10 protein-coding genes are annotated in these 12,313 nt (G+C 72.1%); 6 read left to right on the top strand and 4 right to left on the bottom strand.

Annotated elements, in window-relative coordinates; translation table 11 throughout:
- The first annotated feature begins 7 nt into the window (after positions 1–7).
- The 5 genes from OG226_RS39685 to OG226_RS39665 all read left to right on the top strand — a co-directional run bounded on the left by OG226_RS39685 (position 8) and on the right by OG226_RS39665 (position 5,048).
- The gene (locus tag OG226_RS39685) at positions 8–1,180 is read left to right on the top strand and encodes an acyl-CoA dehydrogenase family protein (RefSeq protein ID WP_328684545.1); all 1,173 of its coding nucleotides are present in this window, start codon (positions 8–10) and stop codon (positions 1,178–1,180) included.
- Positions 1,181–1,232: 52 nt separating this feature from the next.
- The gene (locus tag OG226_RS39680; RefSeq protein WP_327405452.1) at positions 1,233–1,712 is read left to right on the top strand and encodes a type II toxin-antitoxin system RatA family toxin; all 480 of its coding nucleotides are present in this window, start codon (positions 1,233–1,235) and stop codon (positions 1,710–1,712) included.
- Positions 1,713–1,810: 98 nt separating this feature from the next.
- Positions 1,811–3,052, top strand: a complete 1,242-nt coding sequence (locus tag OG226_RS39675; RefSeq protein WP_329351647.1) for a cytochrome P450 family protein — start codon at positions 1,811–1,813, stop codon at positions 3,050–3,052.
- A gap of 132 nt (positions 3,053–3,184) precedes the next feature.
- On the top strand, positions 3,185–4,357 hold the full coding sequence (locus OG226_RS39670; protein WP_329351645.1) for an alpha-hydroxy-acid oxidizing protein: 1,173 nt from the start codon (positions 3,185–3,187) through the stop codon (positions 4,355–4,357).
- Positions 4,358–4,481: 124 nt separating this feature from the next.
- The gene (locus OG226_RS39665; protein ID WP_329351643.1) at positions 4,482–5,048 is read left to right on the top strand and encodes a dihydrofolate reductase family protein; all 567 of its coding nucleotides are present in this window, start codon (positions 4,482–4,484) and stop codon (positions 5,046–5,048) included.
- Between the two features lie 64 nt (positions 5,049–5,112).
- Here the strand turns inward: OG226_RS39665 and OG226_RS39660 are convergent, their stop codons facing one another.
- Positions 5,113–6,531: an RsmB/NOP family class I SAM-dependent RNA methyltransferase gene (locus OG226_RS39660; protein WP_329351641.1), complete on the bottom strand. Its 1,419-nt coding sequence runs from the start codon at positions 6,529–6,531 to the stop codon at positions 5,113–5,115.
- A 766-nt stretch (positions 6,532–7,297) separates the two neighbouring features.
- Positions 7,298–8,242 carry a methionyl-tRNA formyltransferase gene (gene fmt, locus OG226_RS39655; protein WP_328684540.1) on the bottom strand — a complete coding sequence of 315 codons (945 nt, stop codon included), beginning with the start codon at positions 8,240–8,242 and terminating at the stop codon, positions 7,298–7,300.
- Positions 8,243–8,529: 287 nt separating this feature from the next.
- Between fmt and OG226_RS39650 the strand changes: the two genes are divergently transcribed.
- Positions 8,530–9,090, top strand: coding sequence for a hypothetical protein (locus tag OG226_RS39650; protein ID WP_328684539.1), 561 nt, complete (start codon positions 8,530–8,532; stop codon positions 9,088–9,090).
- Positions 9,091–9,545: 455 nt separating this feature from the next.
- Here OG226_RS39650 and OG226_RS39645 read toward each other — a convergent pair whose 3' ends face one another.
- Both OG226_RS39645 and OG226_RS39640 read right to left on the bottom strand, forming a co-directional pair.
- Positions 9,546–11,693 carry a primosomal protein N' gene (locus tag OG226_RS39645; protein WP_329351639.1) on the bottom strand — a complete coding sequence of 716 codons (2,148 nt, stop codon included), beginning with the start codon at positions 11,691–11,693 and terminating at the stop codon, positions 9,546–9,548.
- Positions 11,694–11,754: 61 nt separating this feature from the next.
- Positions 11,755–12,285, bottom strand: a complete 531-nt coding sequence (locus OG226_RS39640) for a TetR/AcrR family transcriptional regulator (RefSeq protein ID WP_328684537.1) — start codon at positions 12,283–12,285, stop codon at positions 11,755–11,757.
- Positions 12,286–12,313 lie beyond the last annotated feature (28 nt).

Genomic DNA, 12,313 nt, shown 5'->3' with positions numbered 1-12,313 from the left:
GTTCCCCGTGGCTGCCGTAGCAATCCCGCGGATCGAGGAGGAGACGGCGATGTACTTTCTTGAACCCGAACGCGCGGTGCTGGACCGGTTCCTGCCCGGTCTGGACGAGCGGCTCGCCGAGTTGCCGCAAAGCGAGCGGGAGCGCCCGGGTGGACCCGCGCTCCCCCTGTTCAAGGCGGCGGGCGGCCCCGCGCTGCTGGTGCCGGCGGCGCACCGCGGTCTCGGCATCGGTGCCGAGGACGCCGTGTCGTTGCAGCGTGCGATCGGGGCGCGCAGCCCCTCGCTGGCGGTGGCGACCACCATGCACCACCTGTCGGTGGCCGGGCTGGTCCAGGCGTACGAGGTCGCGCAGGGCATGGAGTGGATGCTGCTGGAGGCCGTGGCGGACCAACGGCTGCTGGTCGCCTCGGGGTTCGCCGAGGGCCGGTCGGGACAGTCGATCCTCGACTCCTCCATCAAGGCGCACCAGGACGGCACCGACGTGGTGCTCAACGGCGTCAAGAAGCCGTGCAGTCTGTCGGCGTCGATGGATCTGCTGAGCGTGTCGGTGACGCTCGACGACGGGCAGGGCCCGGAGCTCGCCGTGGCCGTGGTCCCCGCGGCCACACCCGGTATCTCCGTGCACCCGTTCTGGGGCAGCTTCGTCCTCGCCGGGGCGGAGAGCGACGAGGTCCGGCTGCGCGACGTCCGCGTCCCGCCGGATCTCGTGGTCCGCACCGGGCTCGGCGAGGACCGCACGCTGGACCCGGTCCAGACCGTGGGCTTCGTGTGGTTCGAGTTGCTGATGGCCGCGTCGTACCTGGGGATGGCCAGCGCGCTGGCCGAACGCGTGCTGTCGGCGAAGCGGGCGAGCGCCGCCCAACGGGCCGCGATCCTGGTCGAGTTGGAGTCGGCCATGGGCGGTATCCGCGGTGCCGCCGCCGCCATGGACACGGGCCGCCCGCTCGGCCAGGACGACCTGCTCCGCTCACTGGTCTGCCGCTTCTCGACGCAGGACACCATCGACCGCGTGGTCCCGCGCTGCCTGGAGGCGCTGGGCGGCATGGCGTACGTCTCCACCGACGACACCGCGTATCTCGCCGCGTGTTCGGCCGCGCTCAAGTTCCATCCGCCGTCGCGCGGTTGGGCCGCGGAGGGCATGTGCGCGGCCTTCGCGGGCGGCCCGCTGGTGCTCGGCTGAGCACCGTGCCCACCCCGCCCCGAAAGTCCGAAACCCTTACGGAGAAACCAACATGACCTGCCACGTACGCATCGAGGCGATCGTCCCGGACGGAGACGCCACCCATGTCTTCGACCGGGTCCAGGACTACGAGCGGTACACCGACCACACGGACACGGTCCGGTCCGTCACCGTGACGCCCGACGGTCCCGACACCGTGGAGTCCGCCTGGGAGGTGCACTTCCGCAGCGGTCTGCTGCGCTGGACCGAACGGGACGTCATGGACCCCGTCGCCCGGCGCATCACCTTCGACCAACTCACCGGCGACTTCGCGAGTTTCGCGGGCACGTGGGACATCACCCAGGCCGGTACGGACGTGAGCGTCCTGTTCACGTGCGAGTTCGACCTGGGCATCCCGAGCCTGGAACCGATCATCAACCCGGTCGCGATGCGAGCCCTCGACGAGAGCATGGGCCTCATCCTGCGCGGCCTCCTGGGCGAGGACATACGACTCACCGGCAGCCGCCGCGACACGGCCGCGGCGATGCGGTGAACGTCGGCGGGGTCCGGCGGCCCGGACGCGACCCCGCCTCCAACCGCCCTACCAGCACGCCTACTTGCCTACCACCCGCCAACCTTGAGGAGAGCCCTGTGGACCCGCGCCGAACCGTCGTGCTCGACCCCTACGGCAGGTCAGTCCCCGAAGAAGCCGCCCGCCTGCGCGCGCTCGGCGCCCTCGTCCCGGTGGAGCTGCCCGGTGGTGTCCCCGCCTGGGCCGTCACCCGTTACGACCTGCTGAAGTCGCTGATGCTCGACCCCCGCGTCAGCAGGGACGCCCGCCGCCACTGGGCCCTGTACGACAAGGTCGCCGGCGAACCGGGATGGGCCTGGCTCTACAGCTGGACCAGCATCGTCAACATGCTCAGTTCCTACGGCGAGGACCACACCCGCCTGCGGAAGCTCGTCGCCCCGAGTTTCACCCGGCACCGTACCGAGGCCATGCTCCCCCGGGTGCGGGAGATCACCGCGGGTCTGCTCGACGCGATGGCGGAGGTCCCGGCGGACCAAGTCGTCGATCTGCGGGCGGAGTTCGCTCATCCGTTGCCGATGCGGATGATCTGCGACCTGTTCGGCGTGCCGGAGCGGATGCGGGCCGCCGTGGCGCGGCTCATCGAGGGAATCATGGACACCACCGGCACTCCGGAGCAGGCCGCGGACGTCCTCGAACAGATCGTGACGGTACTGCCGGAGCTGATAGCGGAGAAGAGCGAACACCCCGGCGACGACCTGACGACCGAGCTGATCACGGTCCGCGACCAGGGCGACCGGCTCTCCGAGGAGGAGCTGATCCACACGCTTCTCCTCGTCATCGGCGCCGGTTTCGAGACGACCGTCAACCTGATCGGCAACGCCGTGCACGCCCTGCTCCGCCACCCCGACCAGCTGAAGCGGGTGCTGGCCGGGCGGTCGACCTGGGACCAGGTGATCCAGGAGACGCTGCGCTGGGCCCCGTCGATCGCCAACGTGCCGTTGCGCTACGCGGTTTCCGACATCACGACCGCCGACGGTACGACGATCCGCGCCGGGGAGGCCATCCTCACGACCATCGCCGCGGCGGGCCACGACCCGGAGCGCTTCGGCCCCGACGCCCACCTCTTCGACGTGGCCAGGAACGCGGACGGCCATCTCGCCCTGGGCATCGGCGTGCACCGCTGCGTCGGCGCCCCGCTGGCCCGCATGGAAGCGCTCACGGCACTGCCCGCACTCTTCGCCCGCTTCCCGGGCATCTCACTCGCCGTGGATGACGACGACCTGGAACAGGTCCCCTCGTTCATCGCCCAGGGCTGGCGCGAACTGCCCGTCCGGCTCACTCCCGCAACTCCCTCCGCCTGACCGGGAGTCGACACGACAGCGGCCCCTCCCTCCGCACACCCCGCTCGGCGATGTCCCACCCGAGGTGCGAGAATCCTGCACTTCACCGGCCTTCAGCAGCGGGCAGGGCACCTCAGCGGAGAGGGAGATGGCATGGGCACGGGACAGCCGTTCGGCTCCTACCAGAACGAGATCTACCTGAACGGGCTCGGCGGCATCGTGCCGTCCTACCCCATGGCCTTCGCGGAGTTGGAGGACCGGGCGAGCTCCGCGCTGTCGCCCTCCGTGTGGTCGTACGTCGCGGGCGGCGCCGGCGACGAACGCACCCAGCGGGCCAACACCACCGCCTTCGACCACTGGGGCCTGGTCCCCCGCATGTTCGTCGGCGCGGCCGAACGCGACCTGTCCGTAGACCTGTTCGGGATGAAGCTGCCCTCCCCCGTCTTCATGGCACCGATCGGCGTCATCGGCCTGTGCGCCCAGGACGGCCACGGCGACCTGGCGACCGCAAGGGCCGCCGCGCGCACGGGAGTTCCGATGGTCGCCTCCACGCTGACGGTCGACCCGCTGGAGGAGGTGGCAGGCGAGTTCGGTGACACACAGGGCCTCTTCCAGCTCTACACCCCCACCGACAAGGATCTCGCCGCGAGCCTCGTCCACCGAGCCGAGCAGGCGGGCTACAAGGTCATCGTCGTCACCCTGGACACCTGGGTCACCGGCTGGCGCCCCCGCGACCTGTCCACCGCCAACTTCCCCCAGCTGCGCGGCCATTGCCTCGCCAACTACACCAGCGACCCGGTCTTCCGCGCCCGCCTCCCTCGCACCCCGGAGGAGGACCCCCAGTCCGCGGTCCTCCTCTGGACCCAGCTCTTCGGCAACCCCCTCACCTGGGACGACCTCCCCTGGCTACGGTCCCTCACCGACCTCCCCCTGATCGTGAAGGGCGTCTGCCACCCCGAGGACGTACGCCGCGCGAAGGACGGAGGCGTGGACGGCATCTACTGTTCCAACCACGGCGGCCGCCAGGCCAACGGCGGCCTTCCCGCGCTGGACGCGCTGCCCGCCGTGGTCGAGGCGGCGGACGGCCTCCCGGTCCTGTTCGACTCCGGCATCCGCAGCGGCGCCGACATCGTGAAGGCCATCGCCCTGGGCGCCACCGCCGTGGGCATCGGCCGCCCGTACGCCTACGGCCTCGCCCTCGGCGGCACCGACGGCATCGTCCACGTCCTCCGCTCACTCCTCGCCGAGGCCGACCTGATCATGGCCGTGGACGGCTATCCGACACTCGCCGACCTCACACGGGAGGCACTTCAGCGCGTGGTGTGACCACCCGCGCCAGACGCGGAGCCCCCGGCACGAGGGCTGTCGGCGAGCCCGGATCGCGCACCGATGAGTTTCCCGCACAGCGCCGGTCTGTACGCCGGAGTCCGACTCACGGAAGGCTGGCGCCATGCGGAAACTGATCTACGGCATGAACCTGACCCTGGACGGCTACATCGCCGCGGCCGGCGACGACATCGGCTGGAGCGGACCGCCGAGCGACGAGCTGTTCCAGTGGTGGCTCGAACACGAGCGGGCGAGCGGCCTGTCGCTGTACGGGCGCAAGCTGTGGGAGACGATGAGTTCCTACTGGCCGACCGGCGACCAGCAGCCGAACGCCACCCCGGCGGAGATCGAGTTCGCTCGGAACTGGCGGGACACGCCGAAGGTGGTGTTCTCCTCGACGATCGACAAGGTCGACTGGAACACCCGTCTGGTCACCGGCGACGCGATCGCCGAGATCACCCGGCTCAAGGCCGAGGACGGCGGCCCGATGAACATCGGCGGCGCGACGCTCGCCGGGGCGGCCATGCGCGCCGGGCTGGTCGACGAGTACGCGATCGCCACCCACCCGGTCCTGCTGGGCGGGGGCACGCCGTTCTTCGCCGCGCTGGACAGCTGGGTGAACCTGAACCTGGTGGAGACGCGGACGCTTCCCGGCGGCGTGATCCTGACCAGGTACGAGACGAGGCGTTGAGCAACGGCACCCACGCGCCGGTCTCACGGCAATCAGCCGTGAGACCCCACATGCGGCCGGCGGGTCACCCGGTCCGGCGGATGAGCGCCAGGTACATCGCGTCGGTGCCGTGCAGATGCGGCCACAGTTGTACGTCGGGGCCCGCGCCGAGTGCCGGGACGTCCGGCAGGAGCGGGCGGGCGTCGATCAGTTCGGTGTGCGGGTACTGCTTGAGGATGTCGTCGACGACGGCCCGGGTCTCGGCGAGGTGCGGTGAGCAGGTCGCGTAGCCGACGACACCGCCGACGCGCACGGATTCGAGCGCGGTGCCCAGCAGATCGCGTTGCAGGGGCGCGAATGCTTCGAGGTCCTCCGGACGGCGGCGCCAACGGGACTCGGGGCGGCGGCGCAGCGCGCCGAGCCCGGTGCACGGCACGTCCATCAGCACGCGGTCGAAGCTGCCGGGACGCCACGGCGGCCGGGTCCCGTCGGCGGTGATGACCTGGTACGGCCCCGGGTTCCCGGCGAGGGACTTCGCCACGAGTCCCGCCCGGTGCGGTGCCTTCTCGGAGGCGAGCAGCATCGCCCCGCGCTCGGCGGCTACGGCGGCGAGCAGCGCGGCCTTGCCACCGGGCCCGGCGCACCCGTCGAGCCACTTCTCGTCGGGCCCGTCGAGGGGCGCGTTGGCCAGCGCGAGGGCGACCAGCTGACTGCCCTCGTCCTGCACCCCCGCACGCCCTTCCTTCACCGCTGCCACGGCCCCGGGCTCGCCGCCCTCGCTGAGCCGCACGGCGTACGGCGACCAGCGCCCCGGCACCGCGGCCTCCTCGCGGAGCAGTTCCTCGGTGGTGGAGCGGCCGGGCCGGGCGACCAGGGTCACCTCGGGCCGTTCGTTGTCGGCCTCCAGCAGGTCCTCGATACCGGCGCGACCGCCGCCGAGCGAGTCCCACAACGCTGAGACGATCCAGCGCGGGTGCGAGTGCACGATCGCGAGGTTGTCCTCGGGGTCGTCGTCGTAGGGCGGCGCGACCCGCTCGATCCAGGTGTCGAGGTCGTCCTGCGCGACCTTCCGCAGCACGGCGTTGACAAATTTGGCCCGCCCGTCGCCGAGGACGACCCGGGCGAGTTCGACGGAGGCGGACACCGCTGCGTGCGTCGGAATCCGCGTCCCGAGCAGTTGATGCACGCCAAGACTGAGCACATCCAGCACCGGCGGGTCCACCTCGCGCAGCGGCCGGTCCACACACGAGGCGATGATCGCGTCGTAGGTCCCCTGCTTGCGCAGCGTCCCGTACACCAGCTCGGTCGCGAGCGCCGCGTCCCGGGCGTCGAAGTCGCCCTTCTCGCGCGCCTTCCGCAGCAGCGGCGGCAGCACGAGGTTGGCGTACGCGTCCCGCTCGTCCACGGCCCGCAACGCCTCGAACGCGAGGAAACGGACAGGGTCCTTCTGCGGCCGGCGATAGGGCTTGCCGGGCTTACGGGGGCGCGGGGACTGCTCACTCACGAAAAAGGTGCTCCGGATTTCTGGCCGAGATGTGTGCCCAGAGTACGTCGCACGGGGGTGCCTGCGCGCGGGGCGTCGGGGCAGGGGGATGCGGGGGGCGTGAAGGGCCTGGGGATGCCGCCGGTTCCGGGGGCTTGGAGGTTCCGGGGATGCGGCGGGGCCCGGGGTGCCAGGGGTCCCTGGATTCCGGGGTGCCCGAAGTGCCGCGGTGCCGAGGTCCCGGGGTGCCAGGGGTCCCGGGGTGCCAGGGGTCCCGGGGTCCTGGGGGTCCCGGGGTCCTGGGGTGTCCGGGGTCCTGAGGTGTCCGGGGCGCCGGGATGCCGAAGGCTCTGCGGTGCACGGGGGTCCTGGGGGGGGAGGCCCTGCGGTGCCTGAGGTCCCCCCGGAGTGCCCGAGGTGCCCGGGTACCGAGGGTCCTACAGTGCCCGAAGCGCCCTAGGTCCCGGAGTGCAGGGGATGCCCGGAGTGCCCAGAGCGCCAAGGTCCCGGGGTGCCAGCGATCCCGGGGTCCTGGGGTACTCCGGGTGCTGGGGTACCGAAGGCTTGCAGTACCCGGGGGTCCTGGGGGGAAGGCCCTGCGGTGCTTCAGGTCCCGGAGTACCCGAGGTGCCAGGGTGCCGAGGGTCCTGCGGTGCCTGCCCGGAGCGCCCTAGGTCCCCGAGCGCTAGGGATCCGGCGTGCCAGGGCCCCCGGGGTGCAGGAGGTGCCCGGAGTGCAGGGGGAGCCCGAGGCCCCGAACTGGCCGGGGTGCCAGGGATCCCGGGATCTAGGAAGTCCCGAGCGCCCCGACGCTCTCCCCCGCACCGATCCGCGCCCCGCGCGCCCAGTCCGCCGCCCGCATCGGCTTCTTGCCCTGCGCCTGGACCCACAGCAGCTCGACGGCGTACGAACCGGTGCCCACGTAGACATTGTTCTTGCCGACGGCCAGCGCACCGGGCGCGAGGTCGGTCCGCTCCGGCACGGGCACCGCCTGGATGAGCTTGAGCCGCTCACCGCGGAACACGGTCCAGGCGCCGGGCGCGGGCGTGCACCCGCGCACCACCCGGTCCACCCTGAGCGCGGGAGCCGCCCAATCCACCTGCGCGTCCTCGACGTTGATCTTCGGGGCGAGGGTGATGCCCTCGTTCGGCTGCGGTACGGCCTTCAAGGTGCCGTCCTCGATGCCGTCCATGGTCGCGGCGAGCAGCCCCGAGCCGGCGAACGCGAGCCGGGTGAGCAGGTCGCCGCTGGTGTCGGTGGGACGGATCTCCTCGGTGACGGTGCCGTAGACGGGGCCGGAGTCGAGACCCTCCTCGATGAGGAAGGTGGAGGCGCCGGTGATCTCGTCGCCGGACATGACGGAGTGCTGCACGGGGGCGGCGCCGCGCCAGGCGGGGAGCAGCGAGAAGTGCAGGTTGACCCAGCCGTGGGCGGGGATGTCGAGGGCGACTCGGGGCAGCAGGGCGCCGTAGGCGACGACGGGACAGCAGTCGGGCGCGATCTCCCGCAACCGCTCCAGGAACTCCGGGTCGCGCGGTTTGCCGGGCTTCAGCACCTCGATGCCCGCCTCCTCGGCCCGTTCGGCGACGGGACTCGCCACCAGCCTGCGCCCACGCCCGGCCGGCGCGTCGGGCCGCGTGACGACGGCGGCCACCTCGTGCCGCCCGGAGGCGATCAGGGCGTCCAGGGCGGGAACGGCGACCTCGGGGGTACCGGCGAAGACGAGCTTCATGGGAGGGTTCGGGCCTCTCGGGCGGAGGTGGGCGGGCAGCGCACCAGTCTATGGCGCGTCCCGGCACGAGCGCCCGGCGGCTCACATCCGTCAACTCGCCGCCAACTCAGCGACGACTCACCGGCGCCCGCAGCGCACACCGATTCACCGGGGGCGTACGCATATGCCCCTACGCCCCCTCCGCGTGACCAGCGGAGCGCACAGGCGTTGGTCAAGAAAGAGTTGACCTCCTTGGGCCGCATTCGCGCGGCCCGATCCTTTTCAACGCCGGTTCGAGAGGCTTGTTCATGGCCGACCACGCAACCCACGACGCCCAGGCTCGGGCCAGCCTGCACTTGCTGGTGCGGGACATCGAGCGGGTCCGCCGGCAGGTGGACGCACTGCGCACGCTCACCGCCCAGCTGGGCAACGTCTACCGCCCGCGCCGCTCCGGCCCGTCCACGGGCTTCGTCGTCTACGGACGCGCTCCCGCCCCGACGGTCCGTCTCGCGCAGGAACTGCGGGACAGTGTCGAGACCCTGGTCACGGCCGCCGTGGACTTCGACCGCTCACTCGGCTTCTCCTGGGACGCGGTCGGCTCGGCCCTGGGTGTCACCAAGCAGGCGGTCCACCGCCGCTACGGCGCCCGCCGCGCCGCGACCCAGGCCGTGGCCGACGCCGAGCGCACGACGGAGGCCGCGACGACCCGCCCGGTGGCCGTCAACACGGGCCTCCCGACCATGCCCACGATGCCCGTCCTCCCCACGGTCCCCGCGGCCCGCTCCATGCCGACCCAGCCCACAGCGGGCAGCCCCACCCTCCGCGAAGAGGCCAGGCCCACGGCTTTCCCGAGCCCCCGCAACGGCTGACCCCACAACGACCCCCACCTGCCTCCCGGCCAAAACCCGGGAGGCAGCGCCATGCCAAAACCCGCTCACCCACAGCCAACACCCGCACGCCACAGCCGCGCACGGCCTGCCGCCACCGGCAAGTACCCCACGGCAAAGGTCCATGCCTCGGCCAGCCATAAACACCGGGAACGCGAGCGCCCCCACACCCGACACCCGCCAGCCGCCAGCCGCCAGCCGCCAGCCGCCAGCCGCCAACGGCGAGACCCCCGACGCCAAAGGCCCACCCCTCGACAGCCGTTGACCCCTGGCCCTGGCCCTGGCCCGCTACCCGCTACCCGCTACCCGCTACCCGCTACCCGCTACCCGCCAACGGCGAGAACCCCCACAGGAAACGTCCACCTCTCGACGAACGGCGAACGGCGAACGGGCGGTGCACGGGTGGGAGACGAACCGAGGCCGAAGGCCGAGGTGGCTCATCCGATATCCGGGGGATCAACACGCACCCGCACCGCATCCCCCCCACCCCGAGCCATCCGAGCAGCCTGCGCAGCCTTCAACGCCGCGGCCAACGCCCCCCCACTCCCCGGCCGCACCCGGATCAACGCCCGCACCCACTCCTCCCCCACAGCCGGCCCCCCCACCCGCCGAGCCCCCCCACCCAAAACAACCGGCACCGCCACAGGCCCCAACACCTCAGCATCAGAAGGCAGTTCAACAGCGGCAAGAAACTCCGTGACAGCCCCCGCGACCCCCGCCACCGCAGCCATCCGAGAAACCGGCGGAAACCCCAACTCCCCCCGCTCCGCAAGCTCCCGCACCGCATGCCCGACGGGATCCCACCGCACCAGCGCCTGCACAGGCCTCAAGGTAGGTTCCGCGACCACGACAACGGTTCCCCCGACCCCCTGCGCCCGCACCAACGAACTCGCCGCGATCCACCGCCGCAACGCATCCTCCCCGGCCCGCAGATCAGGCCGCCCGAGCATCGCCCACCCGTCCAGCAACAACGCCGCCGCATACCCCCCGTCGGCGACCGGCTCGGCCCCCGGCGTACTCACGACCAACGCAGGCGTCCCCGGCACCGTGTCGAGCACCTGCTCCCGCCCGGACGTCCGCACCGGCACCGCGGGAAACGCCCGCCCCAACTCCTCCGCGGTCCGCCGCGCGCCCACCACTTGAGCCCGCAACCGGAATCCCCCGCACTCGGGACAGTGCCAGGAGTTCTCCTCGACCCCGCACCACCCGCACCGCAGCACGCCCCCGTCCTGCCCCTCCAACGGCCCCGCACAGTGCCGACACCGCGCGGCGGCCCGACACTGGGCACACGCCATCCGCGGCACATACCCCCGCCGAGGCACCTGCACCAGCACGGGCCCGTGCTTCAGCCCCTCCCGCACCGCCTGCCAAGCCAACGTAGGCAACCGCGCGGCGCGAGCGGCCTCGTCCCGTGCCAAGTCCCCGTCCCCCACGGTCCGTACGAGCGGAGCGGCCCCCCGCACCTGCTCGCGCGACGCGACCAACGGCCCAGCCCACCCGCTCTCCACAAGCTGCGCGGCCTCCACCGTGCAACTCCAACTCCCCAGCAAGAAGCCGCACTTGTCCAACGCGGCCCGCAACAGCAGCACATCCCGCGCATGCGGCTGCGGCGCGTGCGGCTCGCTGTGACTCCCGTCCCCGTCGTCCCAGATCGCGACAAGCCCCAGATCCTGAACGGGCGCGAACATCGCGGCCCGCGTCCCGACGACCGCGCGCACAGACCCGCGCCGCACGGCCAGCCACTGCCGATACCGCTTCTCGGGCCCGGCGTCGGCGGTGAGCAGCGCATGCCGCCCCTCCCCCAGCAGCGCGGTCAACGCGGCATCGACCCGCCCGGCGGCCCGCCCGTCCGGTACGACGACGAGCGCCCCGCGCCCAGAGGCGAGTGTCGCGGCGACGGCCCGCGCGATCTCCTCGCTCCACTCGGGCCCCGGCAGCGCGTTCCACACAGCCCGCGGCGCGCCCCCCGAGGCAAGCGCCGCCAGAAACCCGGCCCCCCGCTCGTACCGCGTCCAGGACCCCGCCTCGGGCACCTCGGGCGGCGGCAACGGCGCCGGTGACGCCTTCTGCTCGGCCCGAGCACTACGCGGCGGCACGGCGAGCTGCAGCACATCGGCAAGACTCCCGGCATACCGATCGGCAACGGCCCGAGCGAGCCCCAGCAACTCTTCACTCAGCACAGGCTCGGGCGACACGACCTGAGCCAGCGCGGCAAGCGGCCCGGAGTAGTCGGACCCGGCCAGCCGCTCGACAAGAAAGCCGTCGATCAGCCCCCCGCCCTCGCGCCGCCCGTCCCGCACCCGATGCCGCCCGGCCCCGAACCTGACCCGAACCCGCACCCCGGGCTGCGCGTCGGCGTCAAGCTCCTCGGGCACCGCATAGTCGAAGTACCGGTCAAGATGCAGCACCCCCTTGTCGACAAGCACCCGCGCAACGGGCAACTCCTTGGCCAGCGCGGCCCCCCGCCACGTCCGCGGCTTGGCCTTCGGCCCCTTCGCCTGCCGCACACTCTCCCGAATCAGCGCAAGCTGCTCAGGCGGCGCACCCTCCGCCCCACCGTCCCGTTCCCCATCAGCGCTGCTCACCCTTGCATTCTTACCAAACCCGACTGACAACGGCCGCAGCCCGCCGCCCGCGCATGATCTTCTACTCCCCGGCGAGGACCCGAACGACGAGGTCCTCCGCGAAGGCCATGTCCGCGTCCGGGTCACTGTCCCGGAACCGCCCCCCGGCCTCCGAGGCGGCGAACCCGAGCATGAACGTGGACAGCAGCCGCTCGGCCCGCGGAATCCGCTCCTCCTGAAGACCGGCGGCGCGCAGGGCACCGTAGACCGCGTTCCGAGGCCCGACGGCCTCCGGTGTGACCGCCGGCCGTTGGAAGAGCAGCAGGAACAGGTCGGGGTGGCGGCGGGCCGTGGCCCGCATGCTGCGGGCGAGCAGGCGCAGTTGCTCACGCCAGTCGAGCCCGGGTTCGGGCACCTCGATCTCCAGCAGCAGTCGCTCCACGAGGCCGTCGAGGAGTCCCTGCTTGTCGCCGACGTGCCGGTAGAGCGTCATCGGGTTGACGTCGAGTTCCTGCGCGACGGCCCGCATCGTGACGGCCGCCAGCCCCTTCCGGGTCGCCAACTCCCATGTCACGTCCAGCACTTGATCACGACTGATCCGCCGTGGCGTCACTTGACATCCTCCCTCGAAGCTACGTATA

This window comes from Streptomyces sp. NBC_01261, assembly GCF_036226385.1.
Classification (GTDB): domain Bacteria; phylum Actinomycetota; class Actinomycetes; order Streptomycetales; family Streptomycetaceae; genus Streptomyces.
The sequence above is the reverse complement of the archived record's forward strand: the minus strand, read 5'-3'. Positions and strand labels throughout refer to the sequence as shown.